Origin of the sequence: Dactylosporangium sp. CA-052675 (assembly GCF_050947935.1) — a bacterium.
Taxonomy (GTDB): Bacteria; Actinomycetota; Actinomycetes; order Mycobacteriales; family Micromonosporaceae; genus Dactylosporangium.
The window spans coordinates 4,814,704-4,830,993 of record NZ_CP192010.1; the positions used below are offsets into that span (position 1 = coordinate 4,814,704).

Annotated in this window: 17 protein-coding genes; 5 read left to right on the forward strand and 12 right to left on the reverse strand. The window is 73.7% G+C overall.

Annotation, left to right across the window (positions count from 1 at the left end):
- Window positions 1–92: 92 nt before the first annotated feature.
- The gene (locus tag ACQP1P_RS22155) at window positions 93–1,364 is read right to left on the reverse strand and encodes a nucleotide disphospho-sugar-binding domain-containing protein (RefSeq protein ID WP_433088996.1); all 1,272 of its coding nucleotides are present in this window, start codon (window positions 1,362–1,364) and stop codon (window positions 93–95) included.
- Window positions 1,365–1,388: 24 nt separating this feature from the next.
- Window positions 1,389–1,976 carry a TetR/AcrR family transcriptional regulator gene (locus ACQP1P_RS22160; protein ID WP_433088999.1) on the reverse strand — a complete coding sequence of 196 codons (588 nt, stop codon included), beginning with the start codon at window positions 1,974–1,976 and terminating at the stop codon, window positions 1,389–1,391.
- A 76-nt stretch (window positions 1,977–2,052) separates the two neighbouring features.
- Between ACQP1P_RS22160 and ACQP1P_RS22165 the strand changes: the two genes are divergently transcribed.
- A complete protein-coding gene (locus tag ACQP1P_RS22165) occupies window positions 2,053–2,541 on the forward strand; it encodes a VOC family protein (protein ID WP_433089001.1) in 489 nt (162 codons plus the stop codon).
- Window positions 2,542–2,633: 92 nt separating this feature from the next.
- On the opposite strand, the gene ACQP1P_RS22170 is transcribed toward ACQP1P_RS22165, so the two are convergent.
- Entirely contained in the window at window positions 2,634–3,194 is a 561-nt protein-coding gene (locus ACQP1P_RS22170) for a hypothetical protein (protein WP_433089003.1), read from the reverse strand.
- Between the two features lie 281 nt (window positions 3,195–3,475).
- Between ACQP1P_RS22170 and ACQP1P_RS22175 the strand changes: the two genes are divergently transcribed.
- The 3 genes from ACQP1P_RS22175 (at window position 3,476) to ACQP1P_RS22185 (ending at window position 5,283) form a co-directional block, all read left to right on the forward strand.
- Complete coding sequence (locus ACQP1P_RS22175; protein WP_433089005.1) at window positions 3,476–4,132, forward strand: hypothetical protein; 657 nt, start codon at window positions 3,476–3,478, stop codon at window positions 4,130–4,132.
- Window positions 4,133–4,330: 198 nt separating this feature from the next.
- Window positions 4,331–4,822: a DUF2199 domain-containing protein gene (locus ACQP1P_RS22180; protein WP_433089007.1), complete on the forward strand. Its 492-nt coding sequence runs from the start codon at window positions 4,331–4,333 to the stop codon at window positions 4,820–4,822.
- Window positions 4,823–5,034: 212 nt separating this feature from the next.
- Window positions 5,035–5,283, forward strand: coding sequence for a DUF1963 domain-containing protein (locus tag ACQP1P_RS22185; RefSeq protein ID WP_433089009.1), 249 nt, complete (start codon window positions 5,035–5,037; stop codon window positions 5,281–5,283).
- Window positions 5,284–5,452: 169 nt separating this feature from the next.
- Here ACQP1P_RS22185 and ACQP1P_RS22190 read toward each other — a convergent pair whose 3' ends face one another.
- The 3 genes from ACQP1P_RS22190 to ACQP1P_RS22200 form a co-directional block, all read right to left on the reverse strand.
- Entirely contained in the window at window positions 5,453–6,241 is a 789-nt protein-coding gene (locus ACQP1P_RS22190) for a DUF4184 family protein (protein WP_433089011.1), read from the reverse strand.
- A 523-nt stretch (window positions 6,242–6,764) separates the two neighbouring features.
- Entirely contained in the window at window positions 6,765–7,523 is a 759-nt protein-coding gene (locus ACQP1P_RS22195; RefSeq protein ID WP_433089012.1) for a hypothetical protein, read from the reverse strand.
- Between the two features lie 334 nt (window positions 7,524–7,857).
- On the reverse strand, window positions 7,858–8,439 hold the full coding sequence (locus ACQP1P_RS22200) for a GNAT family N-acetyltransferase (RefSeq protein ID WP_433089014.1): 582 nt from the start codon (window positions 8,437–8,439) through the stop codon (window positions 7,858–7,860).
- Between the two features lie 256 nt (window positions 8,440–8,695).
- Between ACQP1P_RS22200 and ACQP1P_RS22205 the strand changes: the two genes are divergently transcribed.
- On the forward strand, window positions 8,696–11,296 hold the full coding sequence (locus tag ACQP1P_RS22205) for an FAD/NAD(P)-binding protein (protein ID WP_433089016.1): 2,601 nt from the start codon (window positions 8,696–8,698) through the stop codon (window positions 11,294–11,296).
- On the opposite strand, the gene ACQP1P_RS22210 is transcribed toward ACQP1P_RS22205, so the two are convergent.
- From ACQP1P_RS22210 to ACQP1P_RS22235, 6 genes are all read right to left on the reverse strand, one after another.
- On the reverse strand, window positions 11,218–12,018 hold the full coding sequence (locus tag ACQP1P_RS22210) for a GNAT family N-acetyltransferase (RefSeq protein ID WP_433089018.1): 801 nt from the start codon (window positions 12,016–12,018) through the stop codon (window positions 11,218–11,220). The genes ACQP1P_RS22205 and ACQP1P_RS22210 overlap by 79 nt on opposite strands.
- A 32-nt stretch (window positions 12,019–12,050) precedes the next feature.
- Complete coding sequence (locus ACQP1P_RS22215; protein ID WP_433089020.1) at window positions 12,051–13,154, reverse strand: FAD-dependent oxidoreductase; 1,104 nt, start codon at window positions 13,152–13,154, stop codon at window positions 12,051–12,053.
- 360 nt (window positions 13,155–13,514) lie between these two features.
- The gene (locus ACQP1P_RS22220) at window positions 13,515–14,390 is read right to left on the reverse strand and encodes an LLM class flavin-dependent oxidoreductase (protein ID WP_433089022.1); all 876 of its coding nucleotides are present in this window, start codon (window positions 14,388–14,390) and stop codon (window positions 13,515–13,517) included.
- Window positions 14,391–14,403: 13 nt separating this feature from the next.
- On the reverse strand, window positions 14,404–14,952 hold the full coding sequence (locus ACQP1P_RS22225) for a transcriptional regulator (protein ID WP_433089024.1): 549 nt from the start codon (window positions 14,950–14,952) through the stop codon (window positions 14,404–14,406).
- Complete coding sequence (locus ACQP1P_RS22230; RefSeq protein ID WP_433089026.1) at window positions 14,949–15,884, reverse strand: PEP/pyruvate-binding domain-containing protein; 936 nt, start codon at window positions 15,882–15,884, stop codon at window positions 14,949–14,951. The genes ACQP1P_RS22225 and ACQP1P_RS22230 overlap by 4 nt, the downstream gene beginning before the upstream one ends.
- Window positions 15,881–16,234 carry a DNA-binding protein gene (locus ACQP1P_RS22235; protein WP_433089028.1) on the reverse strand — a complete coding sequence of 118 codons (354 nt, stop codon included), beginning with the start codon at window positions 16,232–16,234 and terminating at the stop codon, window positions 15,881–15,883. The genes ACQP1P_RS22230 and ACQP1P_RS22235 overlap by 4 nt, the downstream gene beginning before the upstream one ends.
- Window positions 16,235–16,290 lie beyond the last annotated feature (56 nt).

A 16,290-nucleotide genomic window follows, 5' to 3' on the forward strand; every position in this document is an offset into this window, starting at 1 on the left:
CGCCGCGGGAATCGCTCTTGAGCTCAAGCGTGCTTGAGCTGTCGTCCCGCCGTGCGCGATCGGCTCCGTTGACACCCGTGGACCGTAGAACCTCAAGCGGGGTTGAGATCAAGACCGGTCCGGTGGGACGCGGGAAGCCTCCGCTCGATCGCGTCGGCGGCGCTCGCGGCCCCGCCGGCGGCCGTGAACGCGTCGCGGATGCGTTGGGCTCCCGCGGTACGACCCCTGGCTTGAACAATCGCGGTGCGCAGCCGCTGCGGGCTCAGGCGGGACGGTCGCAGCATCGAGCCGGCCCCGGCGCTCACCACGCGCCGGGCGACCTCGTGCTGGTCGCGGCCGAACGGCACCGCGCAGACGGGCACGCCCCGCGCGAGGGCCTTCTGCGTGGCGCCCATGCCGCCGTGCGTGACGGCGACGACGGCCCGGGCCAGCACCGCCGAGTGCGGTACGAACTCCTCGACGTGGTGACCGCCCCGGGAGGTGTACGCCCCGTCGACGCCGGCCGGCATCGTGGCGACGACGTGGAACGGCTCATCGGCCAGGGCCTCGAGCGCGACGCGGACCAGCCGCCCGTCGTCCTGCGCCTCCGACGACGTCGTGACCAGCACGATCGGCTCGCGCACCGCGGCCAGCCACTCGGGCTCGGCGACCGGGGGCTCCCACTCGCACGGCCCGACCAGCACCGCCTGCTCGGGCCAGTCGCGGCGCGGGTACTCGAACGGCTCGGCCGTCGTGACCAGCATGAGCGCGGCCCGGGTGAACAGCTCGCGGGCGTCGGCGACCGGGCCGATCCCGACGTCGCCGCGCACCACGTTCAGCGGCGGCAGCACCGCCCGCTCCAGGCTGCCGAAGATCAGCGGCCGCAGCACCGCGTCGCGCAGCCGCCCCAGCGGCCCGGCGGCGGGCGGCAGCCCCGGCCCGAACGGCGGGGCGTCCCGCGACGGGATCGCCGGCGTGTACGGGAACAGCTCCACGAACAGGCGCCCGGACCGCCGGGCGGCCCACCGCTCGGCCTCGGCGAGCGCACCCCAGGCGTTGACGTCGGCGAGCACGACGTCGGGCCGGTGCCGCTCGATCGCGGCCCGCAGGTCGGCCGCCTCGAACGGCGCCCGCTGGGCGAACACGGTGATCCCGGCCCGCAGCGCGGCGAGCGTGCCGCGGGGCAGCGGCGAGGGTTCCTTGATGGCGGGGATGCGCTCGTCGACCGGGCCGGCGTCGAAGCCGAGCGAGCGCAGGGTGGCGACTTCGGAGGCGAGCGTGCGCACGACGATGCGGTGCCCGCGGGCGGCGAGCTCGAGCAGGATCGCGGTCATCGGGAAGACGTGACCCTTGGCGGGCGAGGTGTAGGCGAGGACGGTGGCCATGGCAGGGCTCCTTTCCGGGCTCCTTTACGGCCCCTGGGTGAGCGGGGTCAGCATTTCGCGCAGGGCGAGCTCGGTCTGCTCCCGGCTCAGGCCCGCGTCGCGGCGCAGCAGCTTCCAGACGTACACGTCGCACACGGCGACCAGCTGAGCCAGCCGCCGCCGGTGCTCGTCGCCGTCGAGGCGAGCGAGCGTGGGCGCGAAGACGGTCCGGCACCAGTCGCGATGGACCCGCCGGCCGGTCTCGGTGATCGGCCCGATGGCGGGGGAGACGGGCTCGTCCGCGAGCAGCTTCAGCGACAGGTCGCCGACCTGCTCGTAGTGCTCGACCAGCACCCGCACGGCGTCGGCGGTGTCGCCGGGCCGCGCCGTGCCGCGCTGCTCGGCGACCTGCCCGGAGACCGACTCGACCGCGGCGGCGACCAGGCCCTCCTTGCTGCCGAAGCGCCGGATCACGGTCTGCACGGTGACCCCGGCCGCCTCGGCGACGTCGCCGAGGCGGATGTCGTCGAGCGGCTGGCGCAGGTAGAGCGAGACCAGCGCCTGGATGATGCGCTCACCGGTGAGCCGCGCGGCGTCGGCCCGTGCGCCCATCCGGTACGCCCGCGAATTCATGTCAACGAGGTTAACACGAAATTCGGCGATCGCGGGCGGCCAGAAGCTGACCGGAACCGCCGCGAGACTTGCCCGCATGGAGATCCTGCTTCCGCCGCAGTCGGTCCCGACCGCCGGTGCCGTGCTCAACCCGTTCGTGATCGTGGACGACGCGGCCGGCTTCATCGGCTTCGTGTCCGACGTCTTCGGCGTCGAGGAGGCCGCCGAGGCGAGAACCCCCATGCCCGACGGCAAGCTGATCCACGCCCAGCTCCGCCTCGGCACCGTCGACCTGATGGTCGTCGACCGGCTCGCGGGCTGGCCGTCACGCCCCGGCCTGCTGCAGGTGTGGGTGCGCGACGTCGCCACGGTGCTGCGGCGGGCCGTCGCGCACGACGCCACCGTCGTCACCGAGCCGACCCCGTTCTACGGCGAGTCGACCCTCGGCCGGATGCTCGACCCCTGGGCGAACATCTGGTGGCTGTGGGCGCCGGCCCCGGGCCAGCCCGATCCGACGCCGCACTGGGACGGCGGGCCGGACGTCATCTTCAGCACGCTGGACAAGGCGATGAAGTCCCTGACCTAGCCCGTCGGAGGCCGGCCACGGCTCGCGAGGCGGTGGTCGGGCTCGACCCGCCGCATGGGAGCCGGCCGGTCAGCCGCCGGCGACGTTCCCGGTCACGCCTCGATCTCACGCAGGTGGTCGGCCAGTTCCGGGACGCTCGCGAGCACCTGGGGCTCGACGCTCGCACGGATCAGGCCGGCCTCCTCGTCGCCCCGTTGACCTTCGAGGATGAGGACGAGGAAGTCGGGCGGGAGCGAGCGGTGGATGCCGCCCCGGCGAGCGGTCGCGGTCATCGCCCGGCAGACTCGCGCCATGGCGGCGTCGTGCGCCGCGTCGAGCGCGTCCAACGCCGCGTCGCGCTCGGCGGCATCGCTCACGGGGTTGAGGAACTCCTCGGTGATGCGCTGGTACCACGGGCGCATCGCCTCGCTCGCGGCGTCCAGGACGTCCCACCGCCACTCCGGCGGGGCGAACCGCGTCGAGTACCCGTGGCGCTGGTCCACCGCCGCCTCGGTGTTGGCGGCCAGGGCCGGCGGGAGAATCCGGCCGCGGTCGCTGTAGAAGAGGTGGAAGGCCGCGGCGTACAGCCGCTCGCCCGGATGCGCCGCGGCGAGGCCGGCCAGGGTGTGGCATCCGATGTCGTGCCATGCCGTCTCGAAGGCGTCCCACTCCACCGGCGCACGTTATCGCGTCTTCGCCGGCCGATGGCGTGGATCCGCCACGGGTTTCCGCCACGGGTTTCCGCCGCGGGTTTCCGCCACGGAGCGAGCCCGCGCGATGCGACCGCAGCGCGGCGAGTTCGCCACATGATCCTCGCCGTGCGCACCACTGTTTCCGGCCCGATCGACATGCCTGGTCTTTTCCGCAGGTCGTGCCTTTCGCCATGACAGCCGTAAGGCTGCATCCCGGGCTTGGAGCACCGACCGTCGAGCAGGGTTCGATGGGGGTCCGCTGCATGCCCGAGCCCGACGAGGAGGCGGACGCCCGGCCGCGTGGTTCGGCCGCCGGGGGAGGGCGTGCCGCCACCTTTGGCGTTCGTCGGCCGTGCGATCATCGTGGCGTGGAGCGGCAACCGGTGATCCGGCGCCCATGTGCGGTTACGGTGTCGAGCTGGTTGCTGGTGACCGCGGCACTGCTCAGCGCCGCCGATCTGGTGCTGTCCTACCACGGGCAGCAGGTCCGTGACGAAGCGTACCGGGCGGCCGTCGAGGCCGGTGAGCTCGACATCGGGTCGGCGTCCGGGGACGGCATCTGGTTGGAGGGGGCGTGCATCGTCCTGCTGTGGAGCATCGGTACGGTGTTTCTGGCCGTCATCGCCGTGCAGAACCTGCGCGGCCGGCCAGTCGCCCGCAACACGACGTGGATGCTCGCCGGGCTGATGCCGTGCTGTCCCGGCGTGAGAACGGCCTCCTGGGTCGCATCGCTGATCGGCGGCGCCAGCATCGATCCTGTCGACCAGCGCATGGATGAGCGCCTGCCCGACTGGTACTCCGGTGTCGCGGTGGCGGTGTTCCTCGGCCTGTTGGCGTGCATGCTGACAGCGGCGGTGCTGCTGGCCCTGCGCTCCGCGGGCCGGTACCTCCAATCGGCCCGGCCGCCCGCACCGTCATAATCCGACCGAACACGCTGCACCCGTCCAGGACGTCTCGGCCAACGGAGTCGAACCCGTCGGCGTAACGTTCACAACGAGCGTCATCACGCGCACCTGACCATGCCGTTGGTGTTGGAGCGGTGCTACCGGGCGTAGTCGGATTGCATCCGCGCCTACGTCCGGTGCACCCTTTCGGGAGTCGCCTGGGACACTCGAGCCGTGCTGCCTGAGTGCCCGTCTTGTGGTCGGACTGTCGACCTGCACAACCGTCATGTCCGTTTCACCCTGCCGGACCCTGTACTGGAACTGGCTGAACAGGAGCGGACTGCGGGCACGTGGATGACGAACTCGAATGCCCGCAAGTCGGTCATGATGCAGGTCCCGTCGGTCGGGGCCTTCGTCCGCGCGTTGTTGCCAGTCCGGCTCACCGGCGGCCATACGTTGACGTACGGCGTGTGGCTAAGCATCGATCCCGTCGATCTGCAAAAGATCTTCAAGGTGTGGTTCGAGCCCGCGTATCAGGACCTCGTGGTGGCGGGTCGGCTCGCGAACGCCATACCGCCGTGGGGTCTGCTCGCCGTCCCCGTCCAAGCGGTCGTTCGCAACCCGGACGAGACGCCGTACTGCGACAGCTCCCCCGACCCCGAACTCGACCGGGTCCTGCACGACGAGTGGCCGCAACACCTCGTGCTCACCGCCGTCGAACCGTAGGACGTCCGTACCTGCGCGTCCGCACCGTCACCCACCTGCCGGCCGAGGACCGTTTCCGGCCCGGTGTGTGGCGGGGCGTCGGGTGCCGAGCATGCCCAAGCGAGCGGGAGCCGGTGATGAGGGCGGTCTGGGCTTACCAGCGTCTTCGGCTCGACGATGGACCCGGCCCCGTGCACCGCATCTTCGGATGGCCGGATCCGCAGCAGGATTCGATGCATCTGGACTGCCAACTGGTCTCCAACGGCGTCGATCTCATGGCGCCCGGCGGCTACGGCGACGACCCTCGCGTCCCCGTCCTGCGGGCCGGTGCCGCGGAGTGGCGGCTGCTGTGGCAGGTGGACACCGATGAGGACGGGCTCGGATGGATGTGGGGTGACATGGGCATGCTGTACTTCTGGATCCGGGACGAGGATCTTGCCGCCGCCCGCTTCGACCGGGTCTGGGTCATCCTGCAGGGTTGAGACCGAATGTGTCGGTATCCGCTCATCGGCATCCTGTTGACGCCTCGACCTCGCCGGCCAGTCGCGTTCCGCGACGATCAATGGCGAGCAGCCGCGCACCGTCTTGGGCTGATGTGCGTGCAGCGGGCGTTGGTGATCCCGGCCGCGGTGCTTGTTCGGCTGGTGCTGGTTATGGGGGCGTTCGGCGTGGTCGTGTCGATGCGCGGTGTACGGCTGTCGCGGTGAGCAGGGCGGCGGCGGTGACGCCGAGCAGCCGGGCTGAGAGGACTGCCGGGCGAGGCAGCGGTGGTAGAAACGGCACGATCCGTTCGCGGGTGGCCGGGGCGAGCACCGTGGCGGCGGTACCGGTCACGGCGGCCGCGGCGGCCGTACCCCAGAATTGGGCTGGCCTCGGTGGTACCAGGGGAGCCGTGCCGTGCCAGGCGCGGATTCGCCGGCGTTGGCCGATCCGGGCCGACAGGGCCACCCAGCCCGCCGCGCCCGCCGCGCTGGAGGCCAGGTGCAGCGGCATCCACCACGGCACCCCGGGCAGGACCTCGCGGCGCAGCGCGGGCAGGCCGACCCGGGTGCCGGGCACGCTGGTGTGCGTGACATGTTCCCACGCGATGTGGCTGGCGGCCCCGAGCAGCGCCGATCCGGCGGTGACCCACCAGCGGTGGCGCGCACCGCCGAGTGCGCCGTAGTCGCGGGCGGCGAATGGGCTCAGGGCCGGTAGGTGCGCCGCGACGGTGGGCGCCGCCCAGCGTACGAGCCGGGTGGCCGCAACGGTGGCCGGTACGGAAAGGAGCGCGCCCCACCAGGTGTGTCCGTACGTGTACGGCGGCCGGCATCCGCCGGCGGCGTACGGCAGGTCCGGCGCCGCGGCCCCGATCACCAGCGCGACGCCGTCGAACAGGTCCGGACGCCACAGTTTCAGCGGCAGTACGGCGGCGGCGTGCGACGGGAACGTGGCCGGCATGACGGCGACTGTAGCGGCAGGCCCGAAAGGGGTCACACGTCGCCGCTGTTTGGGTTCGCATCGGCGCGCGGTGCTCTCACCGGTACGGCGACGTCGCACCCGCGGGCGCCGCCTGCCACGCGCGCGGCGACGAACGTGGCCAGATCGGCCAGCGCGTTGCCGGTGGCCGCGACGAGGAGACCGAGGCATACCGGCAGCATCCTGGATCACACGGCGGCCGACGCTAGCACAGTCGTTCACTCACCGGCATGGTCGTGCTCCAAGGTCAGGTGCCGGAGGCCGTGCAAGCGGCGAGGATCAACCACGACCGGAACAGCAGCGCTCCGACGCGTTGCGGATACCAAGACGCACCGCTCTCCGTGCCGCGCGGGTAGCGGGGCATCGCACGCCACGCGCATTGCGTCCTGCGACACGCGCCGCGCGACGGCGAAGGAGGTGCGTGCCGTAAATCGACTTCTTCCATGGCTCGTAGGGCCGACCCGGAAGACCTTGGCCCAATCGAGTTGGGGCCTTGGTCCGAGCGCTAGATTGGCAGCGCGTCGAACAGCGGCGCTTCCGCGGCCAGCAGGTCGCTCATTCGGGATCCGGCTTGTTGCACGTCGTGGTCGCTGAAGCCGTAGATCTGGACGTACACGCTGCCGATACCGGCGATGATGAAGCACGAGTAGGAGTCCGGGTGGCCCGCGTGGCTGGTCTTCGTGCAGAACGATGTGTTCAGGTTCAGCTTGGCTAACCGGCCGGTGCGTGGCAGGGAGATGCCGCTCCAGTCGGGGACCGGTTCCACGGTGCTGCCGTCGGCGTGGTGTTCCTTGCCGCAGGCCTGGCGATCGCTGATGGCGGCTGCCGCGAGCGCCCCGGCCGGTCCCGTACCGGCGGGGACGCTGCCATTCACAAGCAGGTCGGCATCCGTGATCACGACGGCAATTCCGCCTTCTCCTTCGACATTGCCGTCGCCCCATTCACGCTGGCGCATGGTGAGATCCGCTCGAGTGAGCTTTCGTCCGTTGCAGCCCGCGATCGCGTTGTTCGAAGTCTCGCGATCGTAGGTGAGGGCGAAGCCGAGCGAAGGCTGGAACGACGCCTGCGGTAGTGCAAGGCTGCGCAGCTCGCCAGGCGTCTTGGGCTGCGCGGGCAGTGACGGCGATGCGGACGGCGACGAGGCGACGCTCGGCGACGCGTCCACGGAGGTGGGCGCCTGCGCGGCGACTGGTTGGTTGCCGGAGGCGCCGCACCCGGCCAGCGTGAGCGCCCCCGCGAGCACCACGGCGAGCAGACGCCTCATGCCGACTCCTAGATCCAGAACGGTCGGGCAGCAGCATACTGCGCATCCGGAGTCCGTCAACAGCAGTCGGCCTGCTCAGATGGGCACCTCCGCGGCCGACCGGACGTCGCGTCGGTGAGTCCGGCACCTCTGGCGACTGCCTGCGTCGTGCCACACACGGCCACACCGTACGCCGCGTTGCGTTGGCAAGGCATCCATACATCGGCATGTCCGGATTCAGTGATCGCGCTCCGGCGGTGGATCGGTCGGCGCCGGCAGCAGGTGCGCGTAAGGCCGGACACGGCTTCGGGGGCCACTCCGGGGCGTTGAACCGGCCCGGTTGCGCCGCGAGGACTCAGCGGGCGGAAGCCGGCTCGGACGACGGCCGCCAGTCCCGCTTGATGAGCCCGTAGACCCACGAGTCGGAGACCTCACCGTTCACGATGCAGTCCTCCCGCAACGTCCCTTCCCGCACGAACCCGAGTTTCTCCAGCACGCGTGCAGATGCCACGTTGCGCGTGTCGGTGGCGGCCTGGACGCGATTCAGCTCCAGCGTGTCAAAGGCCCACCGCAGCAGGGCGTGCGCGGCCTCCGTCGCGTAGCCGTGGCCCCACGCGGCATCGTCGAAGCAGTAGCCCAGCGACGCCCTGCGGTAGTCCGCATTCCACCCGGTCAAGCCGCACCAGCCGATGAACGCCCCGTCGCTGAGACGGTCCACGGCCGGCCGCGCCCCGGTGCCCTCCTCCGCCATCTGCCGGCAGGCCGTGATGAACCGCTCGGCGCGGGCGCGTTCGCTCCACGGCGGCGCGTCCCAGTAGCGCAGCACGCGGGCGCTGCTGTGCAGCATGAAGAGGTCGTTCGCGTCCGCGTCGACGAAGGGACGCAGCCGAAGGCGAGCGGTGTGCAGCGTGGGCGTGGGCAGCGACCCGTGCGTCATGTTCCCTCCCGTGATCGGTGGCCGGACAAGCATCAGTACCACTCTGTGCCGCGGCCCACACCTCCTCCACCCCGTCGTCGAGCGCCGGCCGTGGTCGGGTACGACACCGACCCGTACTCGATCCCGGCGACGGTCGGCGCGGCCGCGGTCACGACACCTGGCGACGCGGCGGCGGTAGCGTTGAAGATCGGGTGGAGGGTAATAGGATACTCATCCGATAGGGAAAATGTGCCGTGGGTCGAGGGTGGGTAGGACCGTGAGTGATGTCGACGTGGCGATCGTCGGCGGGGGAGCGGCCGGCGCGCTGGTTCTCGCGCACCTCTCGCGGCTCGCGGCCGCCCGGCTGCGGGTCGCGCTGATCGACCGCGGCCCGGGGGACTTCGGCAGCGGTACCGCCTACCGCACGCCGGACCCAGCCCACCTGCTCAACGTCCGCGCCGCGGCGATGAGCGCGTGGCCCGGCGAGCCCGGCCACTTCACCCGCTGGCTCGCCGCCAACGGGTGGGACGGGGTGACCGGCGACGACTTCGCGCCCCGCGCCGCCTTCGGTGCCTACCTCGCCGCGCTCACCGCCGAGGCGGCCGGCGGTGACCACGCGGACGTGCGCCTGATCCGCGGCCGGGCCAACGGCGTGCACCGCCATCCCGAAGGGTGGACGATCACCATCGACGGGGCCGCCCCGGTGGTCGCGGCCGAGGTCGTGCTCGCCATCGGCATCGAGCCGCCGGCCCAGGCGTGGGTACCGCGCCGCCTGCGCGTGCAGCCCCGCTTCGTCGCCGACCCGTGGCGGCCCGGCGCGCTCGACGGCGTCGGCCCCGACGACCCCGTCCTCATCGTCGGCACCGGCCTGACCGCGGTCGACGTCGCCGTGTCGCTCTCGGCCCGGACCCGGCGCCCGATCACCGCGACGTCCCGCAACGGCCTGCTGCCCTTCGCCCACACCCGCGAGGTCCGCCTGCCGATGCCGCTGGAGGGCAGCGAGCGGCCCGCCACCGTCAAGCAGCTGCGGCGGCTGGTGCACCGCCGCGTCCGCGAGTCGGTGGCGGCGTGCGGCGACTGGCGCCCCGCGATCGACGGCCTGCGCCCCCACACCCAGGCGATCTGGGCCGGGCTGCCCCTGGCCGAGCGGCGCGAGTTCCTGCGCCGGGACCTGCGCCGCTGGGACAACGCGCGGCACCGCATGGCGCCCGACGTCGCCGACGCGATCGCCGCGCTAAGGGCCGACGGCCGGCTCGCGATCACGACCGAGCACCCGTCGGTCGCCATCGCCGGCGCCGACCCCGGCACCTGGATCGTCAACACCACCGGCCCCGACCCCGACCTCGCCGGCTCGACGAACCCGCTCATCCAGCAGTTGTTCGCCGAGGGCTACGTCACCAGCGGCGCCCTCGGGATGGGCTGGGCCACCACCGACGACGGGCAGCTGCGCGACGCCTACGGCAACCGGGTCCCGGGGCTGTGGACGCTCGGCAGCTCGCGCCGCGGCCAGCTGCTGGAGACCACCGCGGTGCCGGAGATCCGGGCCCAGGCGCTCGCCCTCGCCGAGCGGCTGGGCGACACCCCGTCGCCGCGGCGCGCTCCCGCCCGCCGGGTCCGCCGGGACCAGTACGGGCTGCCGCTGCTCACCACCGCCCGGGCCGCCGAGCACTTCGACGACGCCGTGCGGCGGGTGCTGCGCGTCCAGCGCGGCGCGGAGGAGGCCCTGGAAGCGGCGACGGCGGAGGACCCGTCGTTCGCGCTCGCGCACACCGTCCGGGCGCTGCTGGCCGTCGAGGGGGTCATCGACGCCGACGCCGGCGCCGCCCTGGCCGAGGCCGAGCGGGCCGCCCGGGCGCGCACCGACGCCCGCACCGGCAGCCTGCTGGAGGCCGTCGCCGCCCGCGTGCGGGACAACGACCCGGCCGGGCTGCTCGCGCACATCGACGAGTTCCCCCGCGACGCCCTCGTCGTCAACGCGTCCGTCCCGACGATCGCGTTCGGTGGTGCCACCCAGGTGCCGCAGCACGCCTGGGCCATCGTCGAGCGGCTGGCTCCGGTGTACGGCGAGGACTGGTGGTACCTCGGCCTCCTCGCGTTCGTACGGCAGGAACAGCACCGGTGGGCCCAGAGCGCCGACCTCGCCGAGCGGGCCCTCGCCGCCGACCCGGCCGGGGGCCACGCCGCGCACGCCCGCAGCCACGTGTACTACGAGACCGGCGAGCACCGCGCCGGCCTCGAGTGGCTCGACGGCTGGATCGCGGGTCCGGGCCGCGACGCGTTCCAGGGCGCGCACTACTCCTGGCACGCGGCGCTGCACGAGGTGGCCCTGGAGCGCTGGAGCGACGTCGCGGCCCGGCTGCGGGGACCGCTGTCGCCGCAGGCGGTCAGCGGCGTGCGGGCCCTCGTCGACTCCGCGTCGCTGCTGTGGCGGTGCCAGGTGCGCGGCGCCCCGCCGTCGCCGGTGCCGATCGAGGCGGTGCTCGGGGCCGTACCCGACCGGCTGCTGCGCGAGCCCCGGACCGCGTTCATCGCCTGGCACGCCGCCCTCGCGCTGGCCGCCGCCGGTGATCTCGACGGTCTGGAGGCCCTGCGCCGCTACGCCACCGCCCGCACCGAGCCGGCCTTCGACCTCGTCGCCGTGCTCGTGCGTGCGCTGAGCGCCTACCTCGCCGGGGACTACGCGCTGACCGTCGAGCTGATCTCGCGCCGCACGGGCGAGTGGGTGCGGCTCGGAGGCAGCGACGCCCAGCGCGAGAGCATCGACGACACGCTGCTCAGCGCCCTGTCGGCCCGGACCGCTCAGGCCGAGGGGGTCGAGGGGCTCCGCAGCACCGTGAAGGGCAGCGTGCGCCGCAGCGCGAAGCCGAGCGACTCGTAGAGCCGGATGGCGTCGGCGTTGTCGCCGGCCGCGTGCAGGAACGGCGTCTCGCCGCGCGCGCGGATGCCGTGCGCCACCGCGCGGACCAGCCGGGTGCCGAGGCCCTTGCCGCGGTGCCCGGGGTCCGTGCACACGGCGCTGATCTCCGTCCAGCCCGGCGGGTGCATGCGTTCGCCGGCCATCGCGACGAGGGCGCCGTCGTGACGTACACCCAGATAGTTGCCCAGTCGGTAGGTCCCGGGCTCCAGCGGGCCCGGCTTGGTGCGGGCCACCAGGTCGAGCATCTCCGGCACGTCCGCCGCGCCCAGCCGCACCGCACCGGGGTCCGGCTCGGTCGTCAGGGCGGCGGTGGCGACGAGCTGGACGCCGTCGCCCTGGGCCACGATCGTCCAGCCGGGCGGTGGGGTCGCGAGATCACCCGCGAGCAGGACGGTCGCCCCGGGGCCGATGAGGGCGTGCAGGTCGGCCCAGACCGCCTCGTCCTGCACCGGTGGCACCGCGGCGAAGGGCGAGACGTCGGCCGGGTAGCGCCGGGCCCGGCCGGAGCCGAGCGCGAAGTGCGCGTGCGGGCCGGTCAGCGAGGCCCACGCGGCCCGGTCCAGCACGTGGACGCCGGCCTCGAAGTCGGCACTGACGTCGGCACTGACGTCGGCGCTGACGTCGGCGCTGACGTCGGCGCTGGGGCCGGCACTGACGTCGGCACTGGCCAGGGTGTCGCTCACCCCGGGAATCGTAGTCGGCGTGGGAGCGGTGCTCATGCGGGCTCCGATCGGCGGGTCGAGGCGAATCGGCGGTCCGGGCGCGGGCCGTCCAGGGCGAGATCGGCCAGGACCCGGCCGATCGCGGGCGTGAACTTGAAGCCGTGCCCGGAGAAGCCGGTCGCGACCACGACGGGGCCGTGGCGGTCCAGGACGAAGTCCGAGTCCGGCGTCGTGGTGTAGGTGCAGCTGATGGGCGCGAACACGTCCGGGTCGACGCCGGGCAGCCACTGGCGGGCGTACTCCCGCAGCGCCGCCAGCTGCCCCGGCTCCGGCGCGAAGTCCCGGCGGTCCGGGTCGGCCTCGGGGCCGACGCCGTGGAAGCCGACCTTGATCCCCTCACCCGGCGTGGCCAGTCCGTAGACGCCGCCGTAGAAGCGCCCCGGCCCGGCGAAGCGGTGGCCGAAGCTCGGCCAGTCCGCCTCGGGAATGCGGGCGGCGAAGTGGGCCGGCTGCTCCTGGGTCACGCGCAGCGGCGGCAGCGGGACCAGCCCGCCGACGAGCTTGGCGGCCCAGGCGTTCACGGCGGCGACGACCCGGCGGGCGCGGTACGTCTCGCCCTCGGTGTGCACGAGCACCTTGTCCTCGCCGAGGACCTCGATCGCGGTCACCCTGGCCGAGTGCCGCACGACGGCGCCGTGCGCGGCCGCGTCGTGCTGGAGCGCCGCGACCGCCCGGTCGGCGTGCAGGCGGCCGCTGTCCGGGAAGTGCAGCACGCGCGTGTCGAACCGGATGCCGGGCCAGCGCCCGGCGGCCGCCCGGGGCTCCAGCGACTCGTGCGGCACGCCTGCGGCGGCGTACCCGGCGGCCACGTCCGGCGGGGTGCCCTGGTCCACGCCGCCGGTGATGGTCAGCAGGCGCTCGCCCGTGGCGTCCTCGAGCTGTCGCCACAGCCCCAGCGCCTCCCGGGCGAGCGCGACGTACACCGCGTCCGGGTACGACAGCCGGAAGATGCGCGACGCGCCGTGCGACGCGCCGTTGGCGTGCCCGGCCGCGTACCGCTCCAGCAGCACCACGCCGACGCCCCGCCGCGCCAGCTGCCACGCGGCCGCGGAGCCCATCGCCCCGCCGCCGACCACCACAATGTCGTACGAGTTCATCCGGCCACACGGTAGAGGCCGGCGGAGCAAAAGTCTACTAAACCTATATGATGAATCGAATTAGGCCGGGATCGGACCGGCTTGCCGCCCTCCGGCCGCATGGCCGCCCGGGCCACCCAGCGCGCGCTCTCGGCGTCGGCCGCCCGTCGTTGTCGCCGCCCGGCTCGGGGTGGCTGGCGAACCGCCCGGATCGACGGGGTTCACCAGCATTCCAGGGCATCGAAGCGCCGGCGCGGACCTGCGCCGCGGCGCCGCCGGACACCGTGACGATCCGGGCCGCCGGTGCCGCCCGCAGCAGCGGCAGGCAGGCCCGCGCGCCGGCCGGCGTCGGCGGGCGTCGGACGTCCTCTCCTGGTGCGCTCAGCAGCAGCGCTCGGCGATGGCGTCGACGACCTTCGGGTCCTCGGTGAAGACCGGGTCGCCCGGGCGCGGGTCGTGGAACACGATGTCGGTGAAGCCGAGCCGCTCGTAGCGGCCGACGAAGTCCTCGAACGCGTCGACGCTCGCCAGGGGGCGCTCCGCCGTGTTGCCGACGAGGAAGTAGCGCTCGAGCGCCCGGGCCGGGCGTCCGTGCGCGGCCAGCCGCTCGTCGAGCATCGCGGCCTGCCGGCGCACCGCCGCCTCGGTCGCGGCCGCCGACTGGTCGGCGGCGTTCGGCTCGCCGTAGGTGATCCAGCCCTCGCCGATGCGGGCGGTCAGGTCGAGCGCCCGGGGGCCGGCGGCGGCGATGGCGAGCGGCACCCGGGGGCGCTGGACGCAGCCGGGGTAGGTGCGGGCCTCGTCGGCGGTGTAGTACTGGCCGCGGTGGCTGTGGGCGGGCTCGCGCAGCACGGCGTCGAGCACCTCCGTGAACTCGACGAACCTGGCCGTGCGCTCCTTCGGCGCCGGCGCCGCGCCGCCCAGGACGGTCGCGTCGAAGCCGGTGCCGCCCGCACCGACGCCGAGCGTGAGCCGCCCCTCGCTGATGTGGTCGAGGGTCATCGCGTCCTTGGCGAGCGTCACCGGGTGGCGGAAGTTCGGCGACGTCACCATCGTGCCGAGCCGGACGCGGGAGGTGGCCGCGGCGAGCCCGGTCAGCCAGGGGACCGTCGCGTGCCAGGGCTCGTCACGGTACCGACGCCAGGAAAGATGATCGTAGGTCCACAGGTGCGCGTAGCCCAGCGACTCCAGGTGCCGCGCCCGGGCGACGGTCTGCGGCCAGGGATCGGCGGGGAACAGCAGGACTCCGATGCGCACCCGGCGATTCTAGTCAGCGCGTGATGCCGAGCGTGGCGACGAGGTCCTCGTGCAGCTCGAACCACACGCGGTGGCACGAGTCCACCTCGATGCCGGTGATCCAGGCCGGGTCGGCGGCCGAGCGGCCGAGTGCCGTGGCGAACCGCTCGTGGTAGCCCGCGAACCGGTCCAGGCGCGCGGTGAGATCGCGCTCCAGGCCTCGCAGGTGCCCGGCGAGCGCGTGGAACGTGTCCGTGCCCCGGTCGGTTCCGAGCTGCCAGGCGGTGAACGCCGTGTTCGCGCGCGCGTTGAGCGGCACGAAGCGGTCGTGGACGCCGCCGACGGCATCGCGCGCGCCCGCCCCGTCGAGCTCGTCGCGCAGCTGGGCCTCGTTGTGCCGGCGCCCCCGCTCGGTGAGCGACCAGCCGCTCAGGCCGGCGAACGCGGACCGCGACACGTGGCCGTAGGCCTCGGCGTCGAGCAGGTCCTCCTCGGTGCGGCCGGGGTCGAGGCCGAAGCGGGCCGCGACGGCCGCGGTGTCGGCGAACCCCTTGAGCCGCACGGCGTGCAGCACCAGCATCATGACCGCTCCTCGGTGACGGTGCCCGCGGCGCCGTCGACCGTCACGACGCTGCCATCGGCGAAGCGGCGAATCGAAGGGCCCACGCCCACGACGGCGGGGATGCCGAACTCGCGGGCCACGATCGCCGCGTGGCACAGCACCCCGCCGGTCTCGGTGACGACCGCGGCCACGATCCGGAACAGTGGCGTCCAGGCCGGGTCGGTGGTGCGGCACACCAGCACGTCCCCGGGCCGGACGCGGCCGAAGTCGTCCACCGAGCGCACGATCCGCACCGGCCCGCTCGCCCGGCCCGGACCGGCGCCCAGCGCGGTGACCGGGCGCGACTGCAGCACCCAGACGCGGCCGTCCGCGATCGCCCACTCGACGTCCTGCGGCCCGCCGAAGAAGTCCGCGCAGCGGCGGCCCAGGGCGGCGAGGCGTTCGCGCTCGGCGGGGGAGAGGCAGTCGTCGTCGGGCTGGACGCGTCCGGAGACGAGGGCGTCGCCGAGGCCCCGGGCCGCCTCGATGACCACGGTGTCGCGGCCGTCGCGGGGGTCGCGGGTGAACAGCACCCCGGCGGTGCCGGCGTCGACCATCTCCTGCACGAGCACGGGGACCGGCCGCTCGGCGATGCCGAGGTGACGCCCGTAGCCGCGCGCCCGCTCGGTGCCGGCCGCGCACCGTGCGACCGCGTCCGCGACGTCGTTCCCGCGGACGTTGAGCAGGGTTGCGTACTGCCCGGCGAACGAAGCCCCCGCCGAGTCCTCGGCGAGCCCCGAGGAGCGCACCGCGACGGCCCGGTCGCCGAGGCGCGACGCGATCGCCCCGGCGTCGACCGGCCCGACGACCACGAACCCGTCCGGCACCGGGAACCCGGCCCGCAGCAGCCGGCCGAGCGCGTGCGCCTTGCCGCCGCACTCCGGCCCGGCGTCGGCGAGCGCGACGATGCTCACGAGCCGAGCCGGCCGAGGACGCGTTCGTGCCGCTGCTGCGCCGCCTGCGCGGTGCGCAGCCCGAGCAGGCGCGCGATCTGCGTCCAGGTGAGCCCCTCGGCGCGGGCGACGAAGAGCAGCCCGGCCTCGAGCTGGTCGAGCTCGGCCCGGGCCGCGGCGAGCAGGGCGATGGCGGCGAGCAGGTCCTCGGGCAGCTCCAGCGCGTCGCGGTCGGTGTTCGCCCGCCACAGCGCCTGCCGGATCAGCGTGTGGGCGTCGTGGGGCTGCCCGTCGGCGAGCCACGGCAGTCGCGGCAGGTCCCGCCCGCCGCGCTCGGTCAGCCGCCGCTGCGCGTCCTGCTCCTCGTGCATCCGCCCAGCGTGGCCTTCAACAATCCGTTTGTCAACAATCTGTTGAAAGTGGGCCG

Coding starts and splice junctions, on each gene's coding strand:
- ACQP1P_RS22175 (WP_433089005.1), top strand. CDS start 3,476: ATGCCCGAGCCCGACGAGGAGGCGGACGCCCGGCCGCGTGGTTCGGCC.
- ACQP1P_RS22160 (WP_433088999.1), bottom strand. CDS start 1,976: ATGAATTCGCGGGCGTACCGGATGGGCGCACGGGCCGACGCCGCGCGG.
- ACQP1P_RS22215 (WP_433089020.1), bottom strand. CDS start 13,154: ATGAACTCGTACGACATTGTGGTGGTCGGCGGCGGGGCGATGGGCTCC.
- ACQP1P_RS22235 (WP_433089028.1), bottom strand. CDS start 16,234: ATGCACGAGGAGCAGGACGCGCAGCGGCGGCTGACCGAGCGCGGCGGG.
- ACQP1P_RS22155 (WP_433088996.1), bottom strand. CDS start 1,364: ATGGCCACCGTCCTCGCCTACACCTCGCCCGCCAAGGGTCACGTCTTC.
- ACQP1P_RS22225 (WP_433089024.1), bottom strand. CDS start 14,952: ATGATGCTGGTGCTGCACGCCGTGCGGCTCAAGGGGTTCGCCGACACC.
- ACQP1P_RS22185 (WP_433089009.1), top strand. CDS start 5,035: ATGCATCTGGACTGCCAACTGGTCTCCAACGGCGTCGATCTCATGGCG.
- ACQP1P_RS22195 (WP_433089012.1), bottom strand. CDS start 7,523: ATGAGGCGTCTGCTCGCCGTGGTGCTCGCGGGGGCGCTCACGCTGGCC.
- ACQP1P_RS22165 (WP_433089001.1), top strand. CDS start 2,053: ATGGAGATCCTGCTTCCGCCGCAGTCGGTCCCGACCGCCGGTGCCGTG.
- ACQP1P_RS22200 (WP_433089014.1), bottom strand. CDS start 8,439: ATGACGCACGGGTCGCTGCCCACGCCCACGCTGCACACCGCTCGCCTT.
- ACQP1P_RS22190 (WP_433089011.1), bottom strand. CDS start 6,241: ATGCCGGCCACGTTCCCGTCGCACGCCGCCGCCGTACTGCCGCTGAAA.